The sequence below is a fragment of the Microcoleus sp. BM001215392 genome, assembly GCF_036700185.1.
In the GTDB taxonomy this organism is placed as follows: domain Bacteria; phylum Cyanobacteriota; class Cyanobacteriia; order Cyanobacteriales; family Microcoleaceae; genus Microcoleus.
The window spans coordinates 15,408-36,436 of sequence record NZ_JAUBOJ010000026.1 but is presented as its reverse complement, the minus strand read 5'-3'; the positions used below and the strand labels follow the sequence as shown (position 1 = coordinate 36,436).

Below are 21,029 nucleotides of genomic sequence, written 5' to 3'. Positions count from 1 at the left end.
TCTGACATCTGCGGTTTCTGTATCGAAAAGAAGACTTATGCAATTCAAGTCTAATTCTCCAAAGTCTTGGAACAATGATGAGTATTGGCTTTGTTTCCTGAACTATTCCCCACCGGTGCGTCGCTACGAGATAGTCGATTTTTTCGAGGATTGTAGATGGCGACGCACCCTACACCTTTGATTTGGCGTGGGTAGTTCACTTCGTCACCATCGAGTTAGGTGCAGGGCGATCGCGATGCACCCCCGTCCGCATCCATGGGAGCGCGATCGAGCCACAGCTTGCACCCACATCCCAAAGCAACTCAGACAATTCTGCCAAATTGGCAACACAGGTCTAATTAGTCCAGATATATTTAGGTCAATAATATCGTTTCCGGTTGCATCGGTATTGTTTAAACTGTCAACTGTCAACTGTCAACTGTCAACTGTCAACTGTCAACTGTCAACAGTTGTTTCCCCTCTAACTTTCGGGATAGATCGAGATTCATTTATTAAAAACTTTTCAGTCTTTAGTCAGAAGTCAAAAGCAATTGCTTCGCACTCTTCAAAATCATACATTTTCATTGGAAATTGGCAGTGTCGGTGTTCACGCAAGTGCTTTTCGTCTTTATAGCTAAAAGGAGATAAATCGCGATGCCTTCCTTAGATTCATCTGATACCTTAAATAATATTGTTGGAAACAGCAATAGTTTAAACACTTTGAATTCGCAGGCGAATAACTCTGGTGCCGGCAGCACCAGCACTTCCAGCAAGTCTAGTTCCTTTGTAAATAGCAGTGGTGCGGGCAGTACCAGCACTGCGACAGCCACTTCCCCGATGGGAAACAGTACGAGTAGCGAGACTGCTTATGCTGCTGGGGCTACATCGAGCAGCGGCAGCGCGGCAGCGAGTGCTTCTAATGTCGCGCCCCCAACTACGATCGCCACTGCTTCGGCCCCAGCAGCAACACCTGCGCCCATACCAACACCTGCGCCTGCGCCCATACCAACACCAACACCTGCGCCTGCGCCAACACCAACACCTGCGCCGATACCAACACCAACACCTGCGCCAACACCAACACCAACACCTGCGCCCTTAGGAGACAGCAGCGGTGCGAGCAGCACCAGCACTGCGACAGCGACTTCTCCGACTGGGAGCAGCACCAGCACTCAGACAGCATGGGCTCCCGGTGGTACTTCTAGTAGCGCGATCGCCTCAGCTAGCAGTGGTTTAGAGACTCCGCCGGCTACGAGCGCCACTGCTTCGGCCCCAGCAGCAACTCCAGCGCCAACTCCAGCGCCGACTCCAGCGCCGACTCCTGCGCCAACTCCCGCGCCAACTCCCGCGCCGACTCCAGCGCCGACTCCAGCGCCGACTCCAGCGCCGACTCCAGCGGCGGCTGCTACAGACTCTGCACCGGCACTTAATATCACAGCGCCAACACCAACACCTGCGCCCATACCAACACCAACACCCACACCAGCGCCCATACCAACACCAATACGCCTAACACCTGCGAGAGCTCCAACACCAGCACCAGCGCCAACTCCAACACCGTCAAATAATAATAATAATAATGATGATGATGATGATGCGCCGCTTGCTTCGGTGACTGACGGAACTTCTAGCAATTCAAGTCATTCTAATTTGCCTCCAGACAGTACCGGTGCTGGCGGTGACAGTACGATAATTGCTGAGCCAACAGATAACAGTACCAGCAATTTGTCGATCGCACTTCCCGATAACAGTACCAACAACAGCAATGCTGATACAACCCCAGCCCCAGAAATTCCCCCCCCAGAAAACAATCCTGCGGTAGTAGCGGAATTAACTGTCACCTACGACAGCAACGGTGGCGGATATTGGCAGGGAACCAGCGACATTGATGTGATTACTTGCGGTAGCGGGTTCGATCGAATTATTGCAGGAGGTGGCGACGATTTTGTCAAAGGTAACAGAGGTAGCGATACGATCGAAGGAGGCGATGGAAACGACACTTTGCGGGGAGGAAGAGGTCAAGATTTGCTGATTGGCGGCAATGGCGACGATTTTCTGTGCGGCGACTTCGGCATCGATACATTGATTGGAGGTACCGGGGCTGATACCTTTGTCTTTAGACCCGAGACCGCAAGTTCTGTGGCTAATCTATTTTTAGCCGATATACTGGTTGATTTCAATGCCGCTGAAGGAGATAAAATCGGACTCACAGGCGGACTTTCTGCCACAGATATTGCACTGGTGGCATTTGATACTGACGGTAACGGTACCGCAGACGCAACTCTGGTCAAGTTTAGTTCCAATAATGGCGATCGAATTTTAGCCGTTGTTTTGGGAACAGTAAACGCAGCAGGTGCAACAACTTTAACCAATGCTGATTTCATCAGTTTGCCAAATCAAACCTTGTAGCTAGCCGTTAACCGTTAACGCGAACGGGTGCATCTGGCGCAAGGCAAATATGTTTGTAGGGGCGAAGCATGACCGTAGTGAATATAAGATGATAACTAATAACTTATATGCGGTCATGCTTCTTCAGGCCTCAAAAACCAGATGCACCCAACGCGAACTCCCCCCGCAGGAAGCCTCGGGGGCATGAGTTCAATCAACTTCTATAGCTTGAGAGAGAAAGATGAAGGACTTTTACCAGCCATTGATTGAATCAAGTGAAATCATCAAACTGCTCAGAAAAGAGCGGCAATTAAAGCCCTTTTGTCAACAAGTTTTGCAGAAAAAAGTTATTGACAAAGCAGCCGAGGAACGGGGGTTAACTGTGACTCCCGAAGAAATTCAAGCTGCGGGCGACAAGCTGCGGCGCGATAAGCGTCTGGAGAAAGCGGCGGATACGATTGCTTGGCTGGCGGAGCAGATGATTTCCGTAGAAGACTTAGAGGCCGGAATTTGCGATCGACTCCTCTGGCAAAAATTAGCCGAACACTTATTTGCCAAAGACGTAGAAAAGATTTTCGTGCAAAGCAAATTGCAATTCGACCACATCATTCTTTATCAAATAATTGTTGCCAACCTACAACTTGCCCAAGAAATATTTTATGAAATTAAAGAAGGAGAAATCAGCTTTTTTGATGCTGCCCACCTTTACGATATTGACGAAACTCGCCGGCATTTATGTGGTTGCGAAGGCAAGGTTTATCGGTGGGCTTTAAAACCAGACATAGCCGTCGCCGTATTCAGCGCTAAACCCGGAGAAGTAATTCGTCCAATTGAAACAGAGCGAGGATATCACTTGTTCATGGTTGAAAAGTTTATCCCAGCGGAATTAACCCCTGAACGCTATCAAGAAATATTACACAATCTATTTAACGAATGGCTGGCTAATGAGGTCAACTATTTATTGTACAATTGTAAAGTCTAGAGTGCGCCCGGAACACAAAGTAGTCTAATATATAGACTTTCTCAAAAAGATGAGTTACTCGTGGGGATAGGGCATAGGGCATAGGGCATGGGGCATACCTCACTTTTTTGAGAAGCGCTATATAGAGGTTCTGCGTAATTTCTGTAATTGCCATTTAATGCTGCAATTTGGATTTAACTATATTGCAAAAATTGATAAACTGGCGAAAAGTAGTCAGTTGCTCTGGCTGCACTTGAATTCTTGTCAATAGCTGTTCCAAATAAAATGGCTTGAGTACATCTCCGGGTCGTTTCTTAGAATACGTAATATTTTTAGCTTCAAATAACGCTCTCAAATAAGCTCCGTGAAACTGAGCGTGAGTATTAAACTCTTGATAGCTGCCCATATTTTCAGGACAGTTAACTGAAACATCATAATATCTAGTATAATCTAATAAAGGTTTGTCTTGAGGATTTTTAGAATAAATCTTGCGATTGCCCAGCAGCCAACTTTCCAAGCAGCGATTCTGAAATATCAGCACAAGCTCTGCATTATTTAATTTCAACTTTTGCTGACTTAAAAACTCATCAATTTCAGTTGCGAGTTCAGAAACAGTATTTTCCTCGGCATCCAGACACACTACAAAATAGCTGTATTTTCCGTTTGAGTTGATTTCTGCGATCGCAGGCGGTATGAAATTATATAATGAAGGATATCCTTCGCCGCTAATCAAGTAATAATTTTTTTGAGTCACATCATCGCAATTGTCAACTCGCTGCAATTCCGGTAAAAGATAAGCCAGCCAAGCAGGATCAACTTTTCTTTCCGATTGTGTTCCTTCAACCAAAAAATACAGATTCATTCAACTTTGATTCCTTCGCTGTATGCTTCAAGATTAATCAGTTGCATGAAAGCTTGATGCCTCGATTTCCCCAAGTTCAAATCTTTCGCATCTATCACAGTTACAACCCCACCTTTGCGAGTGACTATTTTCCAGTGTTCCATCCCAATATTATTGATTATGTAAGGATGATGGCTGGTGAGAATGAATTTAATATTTCTATTTTCCACAATCAAATCTGTTACCACATCGATACAGTTAATTCCCAAGCTGTTTTCAAATTCATCAATCAGGATTACCGTGCCTTCGGGCGACAAGTACAGTTCGCTAATATGAATGAGAGTCTTCAGCATTCCTGACGAGATATTGTCTTGAAAAATCCACTCCTTAACACCTTTCTCTTTTATCTGAATGGGAAAGTTGGGGTATGAATTATCATATTGTACCGCTTCTATTTTAATGTCTTCTACTTGAGGAAATCCCTGTATAAATATGCGCTTAATATCATTAAAAATTTCTGGATGATGGCGGGAAACAAGAACCAGTTTCACCTGGATTTGCAAGTCACTTGATTTAATATAATCTAATAATAAAACATCGCTTACTGAGGTTGTTGACAGCATTACACTCATATTGTAAAAGAAATCAAATGAACTTAAATCATAGCTAACTATTTTATTAAAACCCTGTTGGACAGGTGAAATATCTTCCTCTTGGTTTAAAATTTCTACTACGCTTTGAAATGGCGATAATTTCGGAGTTTTATTTCCGTTAAATATAATTTCATTAGGTGTTCTTTCTATAATTACATTTTTCTCTCTTAATAAATGTTCTCGAACAATTCTAAATTCATTAGATTCGTCTTGTTCCTCAAAAATGATAGGCAGATTTTTTTTTGTTTCAAATTCGCCTTGCCAGCGATATTCTACATCATTGATTGTAGAAAATGAGATGTCCCATGCTAAGCCGTTTAATGAAGCACCATTCGCTATTTCTTTTAACGTCGAAATTCCTTTAAGTATTTGAGTTTTGCCAACGCCAGATACCCCAGCTAGCAATGCTAGATTGGAAAAATATATCGGTTCAAAACGCCACTCTCGTAAATTATCCCAAAAAGCTACTTTCTTAATTCTCATTTTCCCATCCTATCCATTAATCATCTGCGTCCATCAGCGTTAATCCGCCGATATCAGCGGTTAAAAGCTGACATAATTTTGCCGCCACCAAGCCCGGACAAACTTAATTTCCTCAAACGTATAACGTTCTTGCAAATACTCATAAATTACTCTCAATCTCTCATCTCCAACAACTTCAATTGCTTGTACAATTGCCTGTTGGCTTTCCGATTCTACCAACAAATTTATATCAACTTCCCGACCCATATCCATCAATTCTACCAGATGTCCAGCAATAGTAGTCGGACTCATGCCCCGCGCATTGGCTATGGCTTGAACCGTCAAACCTTGGCGGTATAATTCCCAGGTTTGCATCTGCGAATAAGATGGAGCATTAGCAAGAGTTGGAAGATTGGCGGCAGCAGATGCTGCACCTGTTGGCAATCCTTGTTCTTTGCAAAAAGTGTGAATTGCCTCTAAGAAAACTTTGCCGTACTTATCTCGCTTGTTGCTGCCGACTCCGTAAACTTCTTCAAATTCAGTGAGATTTTGCGGGCGTTTTTCTGCCATGTCTCGTAAGCTTCTATCAGCAAAAACTACGTAAGGTGGCACAAATTGTTCGTCGGCAATTTGTTTGCGGAGACTTCGTAATATCGAAAATAAGCCTTCGACTTCTACAGCTAAAGAGCGAGTTCTTCCCTGTACTTCCCGCGGGGCTTCAATGGCGATTTCAACTGTGCGCTGGCGTTTCATGATTTCCCAACTTTTCTCGTTGAGTTTTAAAATGGGAAAGCCGTCTGTTTTTTCGTCTAACAAACCTTGGTTGATCAGCGAACGACTTAACTTTTTCCACTCGTCTGCACTTCTATCTTTGCCAATGCCGTAGGTAGAAAGTTGGTTGTGCTGGTATTGCAATATTTTTTGACTTTTTGAGCCGCGCAGCACGTCAATAATATGATTCATGCCGAATTTTTCTTGGCATCTAGCAACGCAGGAAAGAAATTTCATGGCTTCCAGCGTCCAGTCTTCTACGGGTTTTTTGTTGCAACAGTTGTCGCAGTTGCCGCAATCGCCGGGAAATGAATCGCCGAAATAACTTAATTGGACTGTGCGGCGGCAATCGCTGGATTCTGCATAGTTGATTACTCGCCGTAGTTGTTGGCGGGCTATTCTTTGTTCTTGTTCGTCTGGTTTTTGTTCGATGATGTATTCGATGGTTTTGACATCGCCGAATCCGAAGAATAAGGTGCAGTGGGATGGTTCGTTGTCTCTGCCGGCGCGGCCTGATTCTTGATAGTATCCTTCTAGGTTTTTGGGTAAGTCGTGGTGAATTACAAATCGCACGTCTGGTTTGTTGATTCCCATCCCGAAGGCGACTGTTGCTACCATTACTTGTACGTCGTCGCGGATGAAGCGGGTTTGGTTGGTCGATCGATCTACATCGCTCATTCCGGCATGGTATGGTAGGGCTTGGATGCCGTTTTGCTGCAATTTGTAGGCAACTTCGTCAACTTTTTTACGGCTGAGGCAGTAGATGATTCCTGAACCGCCTTTTTTTTGGATGATTTGCAAGACTTCGGCAAAACTGTGCTTGGTTTTGGGGCGGACTTCGTAGTATAGGTTGGGGCGGTTGAAGCTGGCGACGTGGATGTAGGGATTTCGCAGGTTTAGCTGCTGGATGATGTCTTGGCGGACGCGCTCGGTGGCGGTGGCGGTTAGTCCCATAATGGGGATGTCTGGATAGCGATCGCGCACTCGCTCCATTTGCCTGTATTCTGGTCGAAAGTCGTGTCCCCATTCCGAAACGCAGTGGGCTTCGTCGATCGCAAATGCCGAAATTCCTAACTTAGAAGCTACTATATCTAAGAAGGGTAAAAATCTCTCGCCCAGCAACCGTTCGGGCGCAACATACAGCAGTTTAATTTTACCTTCGAGAATTGCTGTTTGGCGCGATCGGGTTTCCAGGGCGCTCAAAGTGCTGTTAAGAAAAGTCGCCCCAATGCCATTATCCTGCAAAGCTTCCACCTGGTCTTGCATTAGAGCAATCAGCGGCGAAACCACCACCGTCAATCCCGGTTTCAACAAAGCCGGTAATTGAAAACACAAAGACTTGCCACCGCCAGTCGGCATGACAATCATCATATCGCGTTGTTGTAAAGCAGCTTCGACAATTTCCCGCTGCCCGGGGCGGAAGGAGTCATAGCCAAAGGAATGTTTGAGGGATTGTTCGAGGGATGAGGGCGCGAGAGATGTTGGCGGATTCGACCCTGACATTTGCAGTAATTGGTTGTTGGCTTCTACCCTATTCTAGGTCTTTTGAGCACAAATACAGTTACAATATTTGAGAATCTCAATTTAAGCAGATAAACCGATGCCGAAAGCAATTTGGAATGGTGCCGTTTTGGCCGAGAGCGATAAGTGCGAAATGGTAGATAATAACTATTATTTCCCGGCGGATGCCGTCAACCGCGAGTATTTCAAGGATAGCAGCACTCACACTACTTGCGGTTGGAAAGGTGTTGCTAGTTACTACAGTGTTGAAGTCGGCGGACAAGTTAATAAGGATGCTGCTTGGTACTATCCTACTCCGAAAGATGCTGCTAAAAATATTGCAGGATATGTTGCTTTTTGGAAAGGAGTTAAGGTAGAGGCTTAGGTTTTTTCCGCAGGTTTGTTAGCTGGCGATTCCGACAGGCCGCCAGGGAATTAATTCCCTGGCTCATAGCTCAAGTCGTCGGTCGCCGACTGTGGAAATTTGGGATGAATAACATCAGTTGCAATGAGTTCAAATAGAAATAATATCTAATATTTACTGATAGCGATTGCTCCTATAGCAATCATTGCAGGAGTCGTAAATTTTTAACCCCACCCCAACTCTTTCCTTAGCAAGGGGAGGGAGTAAGAAATTCACAAATGATTGAGGATTGCTCTTCTGATAATTGTTAATCATTTAAAAGATAGGACAGAGCTTAATTAAATTCAATACCATAACCGCTATATTTAACAGTCCTCTTTGAGAGGACTTTCACTATGAAACGGGGGTTTGAAACGAACGGCGGACTGTTGGAGAAGCGAAAGCATCCTCAAATGTTAATCTTATTCCCAAGCGGCTGCGGCTTCCTATCCCAAGCCGCGACGAACCACAATTGGTTTGCTGGTTTTTTCCGCAGGTTTGTTAGCTGGCGCTTCCGACAGGCCGCCAGGGAATTAATTCCCTGGCTCATAGCTGAAGTCGTCGGTCGCCGACTGTGGAAATTTGGGATGAATAACATCAGTTGCAATGAGTTCAAATCGAAATAATATCTAATATCTACTGATGCCGATTGCTTCTCTGAATAATTGTCAATCCTATAAAATATAGGACAGAGCTTAATTAAATTTAATACCATAACCGCTATATTTAACAATTCTCTTTGAGAGGGCTTTCGCTCTCTCGAAGGGGGTTTTGAACCCCCGGCTGACTGTTGGAGAAGCGCAAGAACCCCTCAAATTTTAATCTTCTTCCCAAGCGGCGGCTGCTTCCCATCCCAAACCGCGACGAACCACAATTGGTTTGCTTTCTGTTAAATCGAGAATGGTAGAAACTTGATATCCTGGATCGGAATCATCATCGACAATGATATCTACTAACTTTAAAAAACAGTCAAATAGTTCAGCTTTGCCAAAGCTTTCTGCTTTGACCGCAGGTACTGGTGCAGCACCTTCATCTTCAGTGGTAATGTGAGCAGATGTGGAAATAATCGGATTTCCCAAAGATTCTAGAAGTGTAAAACAAAGCGGGTGCGAGGGAACGCGAATTCCCGTGGTTTTGCGTTTTGGGTTCATTACCAATTTTGGCACTAATTTGGTAGCTGGTAGCAGAAATGTGTAGGGCCCGGGGATTAACCGTTTGATGATTCTGTATGCTTCATCGGTGACGGCAGCATACTCGGTGATATTTGACAAGGAGGAACACAGAAATGTTAAAGGCTTATCATTGGATAGTTGCTTGATCCGCCTGACTCGTTCTACGGCCGATTTGGAGTTGAGATCGCAGCCGATCGCGTAAACTGTATCTGTGGGATAAAGCATCACGGCCCCATCTTTGAGAGCTTTTGTAATCTTCTCGATCCGGTCTTTCTGGGGTGCAACTGGATGGAGTCCGTAAATAATTGCCATGTTTAAGATATTTTAGGCTAAGTGGGCGATCGACAAATGTGCTAAAACAATCAATGTTGAAAATTAATTGTTAATAATGAATAAAATAGCTTATTTTGACTGCCCAACCGGCATTGCTGGCGATATGTGCCTCGGAGCTCTTGTACACGCGGGCGTTCCCTTAGACTACCTAATCGAAAAACTCCATTTACTCCGCATTTCGACTGAGTACCAATTGCGGGCCGAATTAGTTCACCGCAATACTCAACAAGCAACTAAATTTTATGTCGATTTAGCTGCCGATTTGCCTTTAAAATCCCATAATCTGGCTGCTGACTCCGCCCTCGATCCCTCGGAAACTGAATCGCCGACTTTCGACAGGCGCCACCACCACCAGCATCATGATGATGGGGAAGAACATTCTCACAGTCATGGCCAAGCAGATGCGGAAATTAGCCACACTCATCACCGCCACTTGCCAGAAATTGAGCAAATTATCGTCGCTGCAAAATTGCCTCCGCGCGTGCAAGCGTGGAGTTTGGCGGTATTTGGCAAATTAGCAGATGCAGAGGCTGCGGTACACGGTATCCCCCCCAGTGAGGTTCACTTTCACGAGGTGGGGGCTACGGATGCAATTATTGATATTGTCGGTACTTGTTTGGGTTTGGATTGGTTGGATATTGATCAGTTTTACTTTTCGGCGATGCCGACTGGTGGGGGTACGGTGAAGGCGGCCCACGGTAGGTTAGCTGTGCCCACGCCTGCGGTGATGCGGTTGTGGGAAACGCATAAAGTGCCAGTTTATAGTAATGGAATCGATCGCGAATTGTGCACTCCTACGGGAACTGCGATCGCCTGTACTCTCGCCTCTGCTTTTGGCCCGCCGCCGCCGATGCAAGTTCAGCTCATTGGTTTGGGTGCAGGTTCGCGAAATCTGGCAATTCCTAATATTTTGCGCCTCTGGATTGGTAGGAAGGAAGGTTCGGCAGCGAGCAATGTACGGGATGTAATGGATGTAAGAAAGAGGGGAGAAGGAAGATTAGCAACGGATTTTGTAAGGGATTTAACGGATGAAAAACAGAGGGAAGATTTAACTAATTATCAATTAATAATTAGCAATTCGGAAGAAACAATCTCTGTACTGGAAACGCAAATTGATGATTTAAACCCGCAGGCGATTGGCTATGTTTTTGATGCTTTGTTTCTCGCTGGAGCTCTGGATGTTTTTACTACACCAATTGTGATGAAAAAGTCGCGGCTGGGGGTTTTGTTAAGTGTGATTTGTCATCCCGAATTTCAGGAGGCTTGCGAAGCTGTGATGTTTCGAGAGACTACTACTCTGGGAATTAGGCGATCGACTCAACAGAGAACTATTTTGGAGCGAGAAATCCAGAAAGTTCAAACAGAATACGGTGAGGTGCAAATAAAAGTTGCTAAGTCGGGAGAAACGATTGTTAACGTACAGCCGGAATACGAAGATTGCGCCCAAATTGCCCGAGTGAAAAATGTTAGTTGGCGCGAAGTTCATCGCTTGGCTCTGCAAATTTGGTACGATCGCGCTTGAGGAGGAATTGGAGAGTCAGCGATTTAAGTAACAGGAATCAGGAAGAAGCCCTTCGGCTGCGATCGAGTCTCGATCGCTCGATTAATCCCCGCAGGACACGGCGCGGCGCCCCGTGTTCCTGCCCCTGCTCGATTTGTAGTTCAATTAGCGGGAATCTGCTGTCAGAAGCTGGGGTGTTTTTTGTGTTGATAAAGCTGCTGTTTGTTGCTAAGTGCTAATCATCCAGTTTTAGTGTTAATTGCGCTTTTGGGAAATAGAGAGAGAGTAAGGGTGTTGAGCTTGCGATCGATCGCCCACAAAAATCACATAAGTCCCCTTGTCCCCATAACCGGAAAATTCTACATTCCCCGCAGCAGCATTCGCTGGTAGGACGCAGAAACGACCCCTCGGGCCCTGAATCATCAAACTCGGTGCTCCTGCTGTTTGTACTGCAATTCGCCAGTAAGGTAAATCCTGGGTTACTTCGATCACATGGTTCGGGCCTTGGGCGACAAAACCGCAGTCGCCACTATTGTTCGAGCCGCCGGAGACGCCAGAAACGCTCAACGGTTCGGCAAATCCGGGAGCAATTTGTAGCGGTTGGCTCCGAAGGGCTCCGGCATCCGCTAAAATTATTCCCAAGGCTAGGGTTGCGATCGCACTAAACCACCGTTTTTTGCGATCGCCCGCACAGTGTATCTTCATATTTCCTCACACAATGGCATTTAGTCCTAGTTCTTTAGACGATAGATGATAATTGCGGTTCCAAACACATTAATCTCAAATAAGTAAAATCTACCTAATTAAAGTAAAATACATATCGCTAACAAGCTTGCTGTGTATGTCTTCTACCTTCTACCTTCTACCTTCTACCTAATGACTAATGACTAATGACTGATGACTGATGACTAATGACTAATGACTAATGACTGATGACTAATGACTTAACTACGGAATTTTTTTATGAATCCTCAAAATAACTTCAATTGGCAGCAAGCGATCGGAGAACTAAAAGCTAAACTAGAACGATCGCCTCTCATCCTACAAAATCCAGACAGCTATCTTGCCATCGGCACCTTCTACAATCAATCTCTGGACAAGTTTCAAAAACTCCCCAAACCAGGGCAGGTGGCAGTTTTTGCCGTCGGAGCGATCGTTGTTCTGACAGTCTTCAATAGCATCGTACAGCTACTTTCGGCCCTGATGACTCTTGGTGTTCTCGGAGTGCTAATCTACATAGCGTATAAATTGGCAATATCTTCTGATTCCTCGAACACAAACGACTAATAATAGGAAATTCTAAATATGGCTAGCCCAACCGCACCCGGTGATATTAATCAACCCGATCCGTCTTGGCAGAGACAATCCCAGCCAATGCCACTACTGGTTCGCCGGTGTGGCGCTTGGGCCGTTGAAATTTCGTTAATTGCGGCCAGCGCCCTAGTTCCCTTCAGTATCGGAGCATTGGTTAACAAGGAAGCTCAAACGGTTCCCCTCAATTCCTCGGTAGTAGCAGCGTCGGAAACAGTCGCTCGTGTTTTGGCTATCCCGGTGCGCGATCGCAACCCCAGAGTTGCACCCCTAACTAATCTATTCTGGTCGGGGGCACTGCTGGCACCGACAGTTTTAGCGGCGTGGCAGTTGTTTTTGCTTGCCAAAAGCGGTCAAACTCTGCCCAAACGATGGTTCGGCGTCAAAGTCGTCACAGCGTCGGGGAATCCTCCGGGTTGGGGGCGAGTGCTGATCCGCGAAAGTTTGGGGCGCTGGGGAGTGCCTCTGGGCGTCGCTTACGGCATTTGGCGCTTGAGTGGTGCGTTTCCGGATTTAATTATTTTAGGGGCGTTGAGCGGCTTGTCAGTCCTGGCAGATGGCGCTTTTGCACTGCGCTACAAACGGCAATCGGGGCACGATCGCCTCGCGAATACTTTGGTGGTCAATGCACGCGCGGCGAAGCTATCCGGTAGGGAATCGCACCAAGTGTCGCCCAATCCTGTCAAGAGTCAAGAATGGACTGAGGAAGACGCGCAGATTGCTGCTTTGGTTTTGACTCCGGAAAGCCACATGAAAGAAGATCCCAGTCTGTGGAATTGGATTCGCCAGCACCCGGGCACAACTTTAGTGATAGTTACTACCGGCAGCGCGGGATTGATTTTAGCTTTGTTTGTCGGCACTCTGATCTACACTCAAAGTCAAGCTAATTTGCGGGATTCTCGGCAGCGGAATGACGAATTATTTGTGGCTTTAGTAAGCAAATTGTCTCCGACTTCGGCTAGCGGAACCTCGGGGAGGCGATCGGCAATTTTGGCTTTGGGGGCGGTGGAAGACTCGCGCGCCGTGCCGCTGTTAGCGGATTTGCTAGCTCAAGAAGAAAGCAAGGCGATGCTGGACGCGATCCAGCAAGCTTTAGTCAGTACCGGGCCGAAAGCTTTACCTGACTTGCAGCGGTTAAATCAAGCCCTCAGCAATGACCTGGAATCCCTGCGCTACGGAGGGAAGACTGCGGAACGCGAGTTAGCGGCTACCCGCCAGAGAACAGTGCAAAGGGCGATCGGCAAAATTCTCACAGTGTATAGCAGCCAGCTCAACGGCACAGATTTAAGCCGTACAGATTTAGGGCAAAGTCCGGCTGGCACTGGTCAATTCACTTTAGTATTAGACAAAGTTGACTTATCAGGAATCAAGCTGAGAAAAGCCAATTTAACCAATGCCAGCTTGCAGGGAATTCGCTTTTACGGCACTGGGGAAGACAGGCGTCCGGGGACATTTGACGATTGGATTTCTGACTTAAGCGAAGCTAATTTTGAGGGAGCAAATTTAACCGGAGCATCTTTGAACAGCGCCGTAATGAACCGCACTACTTTTGTGCGCGCCATCCTCAGCAAAGCTAATTTGTCAAATGGAAATTTGAATGGAGCTAATCTTAGCAACAGTCTTTTAATTGGGGCTTCTTTGCAGCAAGCAATGTTAAAAGAAGCAAGCTTTACTGGTGCAGATATAGGCAGCGCGAATTTTTCGGGCGCCAATTTAGAAAGTGCGCGTTTGGGCAAAGTCAAGGCTCAAGGCACTCAGTTATCCTTGACAAATTTGTCTAAATCGGAATGGCAAGGTGCTGATTTGTCCGGTGCTGATTTAAGCGGTGCTAACTTACAAAATGCTGATTTAAGTTCGGCTAAACTCGCCAACGCGAATTTAAAAGATGCTCGATTGCAAGATGCTAATTTGCGGAATGCGGACGTGAGTTCAGTAGATTTTAGAGGTGCGAATTTAGCGGGAACGAATTTTCAAGGTGCTGTATTTATGGGGAAGGCGCCTTCAGAGCAATTTATTCAAAGTCCGCCCGGTAGCAAATCGGGTCGATTCCAAGGAGTTAATTTTGCCGAAGCTAAGAATTTAGATCAAAGTCAAATTGCTTACATTTGTTTGCAGGGAGGGACTCATCCGAAATGCCCGCCCAAGAATTAAGACTTGGTTCGTAGTGAGGACTTTAGTCCTTCTTTTTCTGCGGACTCAAGTCCTCACTACGAACCTTTATTTTTCTGTCTTTTTTTGGTACAAGGGATGGCTCCACACCCTATCAATTAGATAAGAAAGACCGGGCCCAACAACGTACCTCACTTTTTTTAGAAGTGCTATATTATGCAATAGCATCGGCACTTACAAGACTCTCAAATTGTGCTAATAATATTCCATCAGCGTTGTTTGTAACTCCAAAAATTCGAGGTAACTGGCCTGTTTCAACCAGAACTTGTCTCACTTCTCGGTTAGATACATCGGCTAGATTTTGGTTATTGAGAATGGCATTAACGGCCGCAATACCGACACCTTGACCAACTGCGGCGTTGAATTCTACAATTCGGCCGACAGCACAAGCAAGACCTTCAAATCCAGAACAGGGACTGACAACTGCAAGGTTAGGAACATTGTTCATTAATGCGTGGCGGATGCCAATATTGAAGGTAGGCTGTTTGAAACTCAGACTTTTAAACCACCCTCGACTGTTTGCTTTCTCGCCAATCCCCGAAATGCCTCCGCGGACATCAAAATGATAGCTAAATGTTGCCAGTGCTTCATTAGCTGGTACGCCACCACGCAGCATTTGTGCGCCTGTTAAAGGTTCTACAACTCCCGTCACATTCCCAGCGTGTCTGATATACAGTTCGGAAGCCGGAGTAACATAAGTAGCCCCCAAACTTTTCAGCCAATTAGCCACAAATGACATCTCTTTTTGCATATTAGCTGTGGGTTTGCTACCGCTTCTGGCTAAGGCTTCTGCTTCGCTACCGGTGACTGCAAATAACAGTGCATTCCACGAAAGTCTTTGATCTGGAAGTATGGCGATATTTCCTTCATCTAAAATTATGCCAGTTTCAGAAAAAGATAGCTTTCTGCCTCTAAAAGAGTGGTATGCTACAGACAAAGCTGGCGATCGCACATCGATGTAATCGTTGCCGGCCCACAGAGTTTTGAGATTTCCTCGGGGGTCGATCATTTCCCGCCGGAGTTCTTCTGCTAGTTTGGCATCTTTCCCCGCTGCGGACAGCAAAAATTTTTGAGCTTCAGAATCGGCAAGGTTTGTGAAGCGTTTTAGATAAAGGTAATCGAGTTCTTTCAGTCTTCTGACACTGAGTCCTTGGGTTTCAAAAACTAGGGTGACTGGAAGTTCTGAGTTAGGCAAACCCAAGGTTTCAAATCCATTCAGCTTTCGCACACCTGCTGCTTGAGCTAATTCGCCATTGACAGTGGCATCAATAAATTGTTTACCTACATAAACTGTCCCTTTTGAGGTAATTATGCTAGTAATTTTTTTACCTTCTTTATTGACTGATTTAATTTCTACTTTGCTCAGAAGTGCTACTCCTGCTTGTACTAGCATTGCTTTCAGGGCTGCGCTGGCTTTGCTGGGGTCAAGGGCGATCGCGCTGACACCAGATTTTTGCAGGAATTCTTTATAGATTGTCGGGGGTGAACCGAAGGTATCTAAATTTAAAGATTGTTGCAGTTCTTGACTAACTTGACTTCGATCTAAATAAGCGAGGCCGCCTCTGACTAAATGCCCGCCAATTCCTGCTTGTAAGCTTCCTTTAGACATCAGCAAAACTCGCGGATAAAGCTTTGTCCGGCGGCGGTATTCTCGTGCTGCTGAGATAACGGCTAGAACTCCTGGAACTTCATCACCAAAGCAGATGATATCGTAAGAACGCAGATCCATGAGCATTATTTAATCACGTCTCCCGAGATCCATTTTGTCGATCTGCATCTCCATTTTTGCCGTCAAACTCTCTGTCTGTTCCAAATAAGGCCGCATCTTTGCTGATTTTTTTGATAAATTTTCGCACATTTCGAGATGCAGAAACCGGGTTTTTCCGAAGATTGTCGGTTGAGGGCGATCGATCTCGGCGGACAAACTAGATTGGCGATCGCCCGCAGGCTGCGTCATTCTGGCACTTTTTCCTCTCAATTAGCTTATAGTATCAGGATCTATCCCCAACTCGCGCAATCGTTCAGCTAGTCGATCGGCACGTTGCGATTCCTGTCGGACAAGTTGCGCTGATTCTTTCACCTGTTCTTCAGGAGTCAGATAGCGTTTGCCATCAGCATCGTACCAATACAACCATTCCCTTGTCACCCCAGAATAATTTCCCCTTTCACAACCAATTCCCAAACCAATTTCAGGCATCCAAACTAGATTTCCTGGCTGTAACTCATACTTGCCATTGACTAACTTATGCACTTCCAAACGGGGTTTGCGGCGACGCCGAGAAGAATAAATGACATAGTAAAGTATGCCTAAATTTTGATATTCTTCCAACTTGGCGGTATATTCGTTGCGATAAGTTGGGGAAACAACTTCGAGGACAAAAGTTGGCATCACTTTTTCCTCCCACACCGCGTAACTGGGACGCAATTCTTCGTCATAAAACCTTTCCACACCTAAACTCAAGAAAGCATCTGGCACAATAGCTGGTTTGTCAGGGTGATGGTAAAGTCCCATGTCTATTCCAAAAAACCAGTCCATGCGTTCTGCCCAAATTATGAGCAATATTGCTTTCAGCAATCCTGGTATTAATTCTTGCAGTTCGTTATCCACTGGTGTTTCATCTGAGTCTGGTAGTTCTTCTGCTGAGGGCCAGTGCCTAGGGAAGTTGTAATTTAACATGGCGGCTTTTCTCAAAACTCATTAATATTATAGCGTTTATTTATTTAGATATGATTTTTAATTTGGTGAAGATTTTGACGAACCGCGAAGACGCTAAGGACGCGAAGGAAGAAAGGGAAGAAAATGAGGATAATAGGCGATCTTGATTTACTTAATTTGAAATAATTTTTGTAAAATATCGGCTCAGAGTTGCGCGATCGACTAAACTATGTCTAACCAGTCGGTTCTAATGGGGAACAGCCGTTAGACGAAAGGGGGAAAGTTCGGTGCAAGTCCGGCGCTGTCCCGCAACTGTAATGAAAGCCGTGTCGCTTTCTGAGTCAGGATGCCCGCCGATGCGTTAGTTTAGATTGTCTCATCTGCGAGGTACTTGATGAAGGCGCGAAATCGGAAGTTAGTCAGCCTGGGATTGATGGCTGGCTTGAGTTGTTATATTGTCCTAGCTTCGGCAACACCAGCCGCAGCTATGCACATTTCAGAAGGTTTTTTGCCTGTACAATGGGCTGCGTTTTGGTGGATGGTGGCTTTGCCTTTTTTTGTGTTGGGTTTGCGTGCGATCGCCCGAATTACCAAAGAACACCCGGAACTTAAACTGTTACTAGCTTTAGCGGGTGCGTTTACTTTTGTGCTTTCTGCTTTAAAAATTCCCTCGGTAACGGGGAGTTGTTCTCACCCAACGGGTACGGGTTTGGGTGCGATTTTGTTCGGCCCTTCGGTGATGGCTGTACTGGGGGCTTTAGTGCTGCTTTTTCAAACGTTACTGTTAGCCCACGGCGGGCTGACAACGTTGGGGGCGAATATGTTTTCGATGGCGATTGTTGGCCCGTTTGCTGCATATTTTATCTATCGATTGCTGTTGCGAACTGGTAAGCAAAGGTTGGCAATTTTTTGTGCGGCGGCTTTGGCAGATTTGCTGACTTATGTGGTGACTTCGATGCAGTTGGCATTAGCTTTTCCGGCAGCAAGCGGTGGTTTTATGGCTTCTTTTCTCAAGTTTGCTGGCATTTTTGCGATTACTCAAGTGCCTCTGGCGATTAGTGAGGGATTGCTGACTTTATTGGTATGGAATTGGCTGCATTCTTACGGAAAACCGGAGTTGGAAACTTTGAAATTACTGAGACAGGAGTCATAAATCTGTGAGTCAAAAACTTACTAAAAATTACCAATCCACCTCGCGACAAAATTGGCTGCTGGCAGTTTCTGTAGTTGTTCTTGCTGTAATTCCGCTGGTTTTTGTGCGGGGTGAATACGGCGGTTCTGATGACCAAGCTCAGAAAGCCATTACGGAAATTCAACCGAGTTATAAGCCTTGGTTCAATCATTTGTTTGAGCCTGCTAGCAGCGAAATTGCTAGTCTATTATTTGCGTCTCAAGCGGCGGTGGGCGCTGGCGTAGTTGGCTATGTGATTGGGTTGTATAAAGGCCGATCGCAATCTCAGCAATCTGATGATAAATCGCCGCTGGAATGAATGGCGAATAAACGGCGGTTGAAACCGCTTCTACACATACAAAGTCCGCCGCCTGCGCGGACTGGAAGACTTTGGAATGAATCGCGAATAAACGGCGAATAGAATTCGCTTCTACACACACAAAGTCCGCCTGCGCGGACTGGAAGACTTTGGAATGAACCATCAGATCGATCGCCTGGCTTATACAAATCGCTTGCGCGGGTTGCCGCCAACTCACAAGCTATATTTTGCTATCGCCCTATTAATCCTGTCTCTAGTTTCTCATGCAGCGGTGCAGTTGGCGATCGGCCTTTGGTTGACAATCTGGATCGTGGTTTATGCGGGAATTCCGGCGAAACTCTATCTGCGCTTGCTGTTGCTACCGCTGATGTTTTTGCTGTCGAGTGTACCTGCGTTGGCGGTGGGTGCGGTTGCGGGCGATCGAATCTCGGCAATTCAATGGGATATTTGGCAAGGTTGGGGCATTCACACCGGCAGTTTTTATCTGTATGTGAGTCGCACTGGACTATACCAAGTGAGCTTGCTATTGGCTCGCGCCTTCGCATCGACAAGCTGTATGTACTTCATCCTGTTGACAGTCCCGTTTACCGAAATCTTGCAAATTCTCCGCAAATTAAGGTGTCCAGAGTTAGTCACAGAACTGCTATTACTAATGTATCGCTTTATTTTTAGCTTATTGGCGATCGCCGATGAAATTTGGATCGCCCAAAACTCGCGCGGCGGCTACCGCACTTGGAAATTAGGAATGCGCAGTTTAGGTATTTTAATCGGACAATTGCTGCAACGAACCTTGGTAAATTATCGTCAAGTTTCCTTGAGTTTAGAATCGCGCGGCTTTAATGGAGAACTGCGCGTTTGGCATTCTTCTCCTTACAAACCTTCGCGTAGATATACATTTGAAGCGCTGTTTGGTTGCACGGTTTTAACTTTGTTAAGTGTAGTATTTCAACGATAAATTTATGCTATTAGATACCTAAATCTAATGGTTTCTAGGTTCTGCCTATTAGTCCGCCAGTCCGCCAGGGGTTGAAACCCCTGGCTCAAAGCTAAAGTCCTCTGAAGAGGACTAATGAGTTCTGTCCAGAACTTACGGGGAGCGAAAAACTCGGTTTCTGCGTCAATACTTATCGAAAAAGTGACGATTTTTGGAAGGAACCGGTTTTTTTGCGTAAGTCCTACTTTCTTCAGTCCTCTTCAGAGGACTTTAGCTTTGAGACAGGGAATTCATTCCCTGTCGGACTGCTGGACTAATCGATTGTCGGACTGCTGGACTGAAGATATGACTTTTATGAACATAAATCAATGACTTTAATGAATTGACTTCAAAAGAAACCTGTTGAATAATTGTAGTCAACAGTTATCTTGTGGAAATCCTATGATAAATAAACGAATCCTCAAAAAAATAGTTTTTTGCTTAATAGCTTCCTTAAGCCTATTATTAGTCACAGTAACTCATGTAGCCGCCCAACAACTACCATTCTACTGGGAAAACATCAACGTCATCATCGACGTTCAAACCAACGGAGATATGTTAGTCACAGAAACACAAAAATATGTATTCACCGCAGACTACAACACTGAACGATATCGCTACATTCCGTTAGATAAAGTCGATGAAATCAAAGATGTCACCGTCGCCGAAAATAATCAAATAATTCCCAGTAGCACTGGGATTGAAAACAATCAACTTTGGATTCGCTGGCAACATCAATTAAAAGCGCCAGAATCCCATACTTTTGTCATCAAATATCGGGTGGTAGGTGGATTGCAGCTAGATGGTGAGAATACTCTAGTTTATTGGAAAGCTATTGCACCGGGTCGTAAAGCGCCGATTAATACTGGAAAAGTTACGGTGAAATTACCAGAAGCTTTGTCAGGGAAAGTTCTCTCCTTTACGAATTTTGGTGCAGCAGCAGTTCCTCGTCAAGTAGATCCTAAAACATTTGAGTTTGTAGCAAGTCAGCCTATTCAACCAGAACAAGAATTAGAAGTGCAGATTGCATTTCCGCAGGCAATTATCAATGTACCTCAACCTCGCTGGCAACAAACTGGTAAGCAATCTCAATCTACTTCGGGAAAAAGCTCTTTGACAAAACCCAGACTCCCTTCTCCAGTGCTTTGGATATTTGGAATAATCATTACTATATTCATGATTAATGGCGGTGGCGGTGGCAGTAGCGGTAGTATCGGTGGTGGTAGTTGGAGTGGTGGTGGTTGGGGTGGTGATGGCGGTGGTGGTGATGGCGGTGGTGGTGGTGATGGCGGTTAATATCAACAGCCCTAGACGCATCACAACCTTCATAAACCGGGTTTTTACTGAAGCTGTGGACTATAGCAAAGTATTGTCGCAAAAAACCCGGTTTCTGGTCACTCGCCCGCCCGTCAGTCCGCCAGGGAATGAATTCCCTGTCTAATAGCTAAAGTCCTCTGAAGAGGACT

20 protein-coding genes and 1 riboswitch are annotated in these 21,029 nt (G+C 45.6%); of the genes, 11 read left to right on the top strand and 9 right to left on the bottom strand.

Features of this window, described 5'->3' with window-relative positions; genetic code table 11:
• Window positions 1–204: 204 nt before the first annotated feature.
• On the bottom strand, window positions 205–411 hold the full coding sequence (locus tag QT974_RS05235) for a hypothetical protein (RefSeq protein ID WP_333467464.1): 207 nt from the start codon (window positions 409–411) through the stop codon (window positions 205–207).
• A gap of 222 nt (window positions 412–633) precedes the next feature.
• On the opposite strand from QT974_RS05235, the gene QT974_RS05230 reads away from it, so the two are divergent.
• On the top strand, window positions 634–2,388 hold the full coding sequence (locus tag QT974_RS05230; RefSeq protein ID WP_333467463.1) for a calcium-binding protein: 1,755 nt from the start codon (window positions 634–636) through the stop codon (window positions 2,386–2,388).
• 220 nt (window positions 2,389–2,608) lie between these two features.
• Window positions 2,609–3,349: a peptidylprolyl isomerase gene (locus QT974_RS05225; protein ID WP_333467462.1), complete on the top strand. Its 741-nt coding sequence runs from the start codon at window positions 2,609–2,611 to the stop codon at window positions 3,347–3,349.
• A gap of 154 nt (window positions 3,350–3,503) precedes the next feature.
• Here QT974_RS05225 and QT974_RS05220 read toward each other — a convergent pair whose 3' ends face one another.
• Genes QT974_RS05220 through recQ form a run of 3 tightly spaced genes read right to left on the bottom strand, consistent with a single transcriptional unit; the run spans window position 3,504 to window position 7,558 of the window.
• Window positions 3,504–4,190 carry a hypothetical protein gene (locus tag QT974_RS05220; protein ID WP_333467461.1) on the bottom strand — a complete coding sequence of 229 codons (687 nt, stop codon included), beginning with the start codon at window positions 4,188–4,190 and terminating at the stop codon, window positions 3,504–3,506.
• Complete coding sequence (locus QT974_RS05215; RefSeq protein WP_333467460.1) at window positions 4,187–5,305, bottom strand: AAA family ATPase; 1,119 nt, start codon at window positions 5,303–5,305, stop codon at window positions 4,187–4,189. Before QT974_RS05215 ends, QT974_RS05220 begins: the two co-directional genes overlap by 4 nt.
• 60 nt (window positions 5,306–5,365) lie before the next feature.
• Window positions 5,366–7,558 carry a DNA helicase RecQ gene (gene recQ / locus QT974_RS05210; protein WP_333467459.1) on the bottom strand — a complete coding sequence of 731 codons (2,193 nt, stop codon included), beginning with the start codon at window positions 7,556–7,558 and terminating at the stop codon, window positions 5,366–5,368.
• 97 nt (window positions 7,559–7,655) lie between these two features.
• Between recQ and QT974_RS05205 the strand changes: the two genes are divergently transcribed.
• Window positions 7,656–7,940, top strand: coding sequence for a DUF427 domain-containing protein (locus tag QT974_RS05205; RefSeq protein ID WP_333467458.1), 285 nt, complete (start codon window positions 7,656–7,658; stop codon window positions 7,938–7,940).
• Between the two features lie 374 nt (window positions 7,941–8,314).
• Window positions 8,315–8,584 carry a hypothetical protein gene (locus tag QT974_RS05200; RefSeq protein WP_333467457.1) on the top strand — a complete coding sequence of 90 codons (270 nt, stop codon included), beginning with the start codon at window positions 8,315–8,317 and terminating at the stop codon, window positions 8,582–8,584.
• A 192-nt stretch (window positions 8,585–8,776) separates the two neighbouring features.
• Here the strand turns inward: QT974_RS05200 and QT974_RS05195 are convergent, their stop codons facing one another.
• Entirely contained in the window at window positions 8,777–9,442 is a 666-nt protein-coding gene (locus QT974_RS05195; RefSeq protein WP_333467456.1) for an L-threonylcarbamoyladenylate synthase, read from the bottom strand.
• A 76-nt stretch (window positions 9,443–9,518) separates the two neighbouring features.
• Between QT974_RS05195 and larC the strand changes: the two genes are divergently transcribed.
• Complete coding sequence (gene larC, locus QT974_RS05190; RefSeq protein ID WP_333467455.1) at window positions 9,519–10,985, top strand: nickel pincer cofactor biosynthesis protein LarC; 1,467 nt, start codon at window positions 9,519–9,521, stop codon at window positions 10,983–10,985.
• A 234-nt stretch (window positions 10,986–11,219) separates the two neighbouring features.
• On the opposite strand, the gene QT974_RS05185 is transcribed toward larC, so the two are convergent.
• The gene (locus QT974_RS05185; protein WP_333467454.1) at window positions 11,220–11,669 is read right to left on the bottom strand and encodes a hypothetical protein; all 450 of its coding nucleotides are present in this window, start codon (window positions 11,667–11,669) and stop codon (window positions 11,220–11,222) included.
• A gap of 258 nt (window positions 11,670–11,927) precedes the next feature.
• On the opposite strand from QT974_RS05185, the gene QT974_RS05180 reads away from it, so the two are divergent.
• Both QT974_RS05180 and QT974_RS05175 read left to right on the top strand, forming a co-directional pair.
• The gene (locus QT974_RS05180; RefSeq protein ID WP_333467453.1) at window positions 11,928–12,251 is read left to right on the top strand and encodes a hypothetical protein; all 324 of its coding nucleotides are present in this window, start codon (window positions 11,928–11,930) and stop codon (window positions 12,249–12,251) included.
• Between the two features lie 18 nt (window positions 12,252–12,269).
• The gene (locus QT974_RS05175; protein ID WP_333467452.1) at window positions 12,270–14,426 is read left to right on the top strand and encodes a pentapeptide repeat-containing protein; all 2,157 of its coding nucleotides are present in this window, start codon (window positions 12,270–12,272) and stop codon (window positions 14,424–14,426) included.
• A gap of 172 nt (window positions 14,427–14,598) precedes the next feature.
• Here QT974_RS05175 and QT974_RS05170 read toward each other — a convergent pair whose 3' ends face one another.
• From QT974_RS05170 to QT974_RS05160, 3 genes are read right to left on the bottom strand one after another with little or no spacing between them, the layout of a single operon-like run.
• Window positions 14,599–16,173 (bottom strand): FAD-dependent oxidoreductase, encoded by a 1,575-nt coding sequence (locus QT974_RS05170; RefSeq protein WP_333467451.1) that lies wholly within the window; start codon window positions 16,171–16,173, stop codon window positions 14,599–14,601.
• 9 nt (window positions 16,174–16,182) lie between these two features.
• Window positions 16,183–16,401 (bottom strand): hypothetical protein, encoded by a 219-nt coding sequence (locus QT974_RS05165; protein WP_333467450.1) that lies wholly within the window; start codon window positions 16,399–16,401, stop codon window positions 16,183–16,185.
• Between the two features lie 21 nt (window positions 16,402–16,422).
• Window positions 16,423–17,121, bottom strand: a complete 699-nt coding sequence (locus QT974_RS05160; protein ID WP_333467449.1) for a Uma2 family endonuclease — start codon at window positions 17,119–17,121, stop codon at window positions 16,423–16,425.
• Window positions 17,122–17,325: 204 nt separating this feature from the next.
• Window positions 17,326–17,472, top strand: a riboswitch (cobalamin riboswitch).
• A 22-nt stretch (window positions 17,473–17,494) separates the two neighbouring features.
• Here QT974_RS05160 and QT974_RS05155 point away from each other — a divergent pair.
• From QT974_RS05155 to QT974_RS05140, 4 genes are all read left to right on the top strand, one after another.
• Window positions 17,495–18,253, top strand: coding sequence for an energy-coupling factor ABC transporter permease (locus QT974_RS05155; protein ID WP_333467448.1), 759 nt, complete (start codon window positions 17,495–17,497; stop codon window positions 18,251–18,253).
• Window positions 18,254–18,257: 4 nt separating this feature from the next.
• Window positions 18,258–18,590, top strand: coding sequence for an energy-coupling factor ABC transporter substrate-binding protein (locus QT974_RS05150; RefSeq protein ID WP_333467447.1), 333 nt, complete (start codon window positions 18,258–18,260; stop codon window positions 18,588–18,590).
• A gap of 154 nt (window positions 18,591–18,744) precedes the next feature.
• Window positions 18,745–19,545, top strand: a complete 801-nt coding sequence (cbiQ, locus tag QT974_RS05145; protein ID WP_333467446.1) for a cobalt ECF transporter T component CbiQ — start codon at window positions 18,745–18,747, stop codon at window positions 19,543–19,545.
• Between the two features lie 420 nt (window positions 19,546–19,965).
• Window positions 19,966–20,859, top strand: coding sequence for a DUF2207 domain-containing protein (locus tag QT974_RS05140; RefSeq protein ID WP_333467445.1), 894 nt, complete (start codon window positions 19,966–19,968; stop codon window positions 20,857–20,859).
• The last annotated feature ends 170 nt before the right edge of the window (window positions 20,860–21,029 follow it).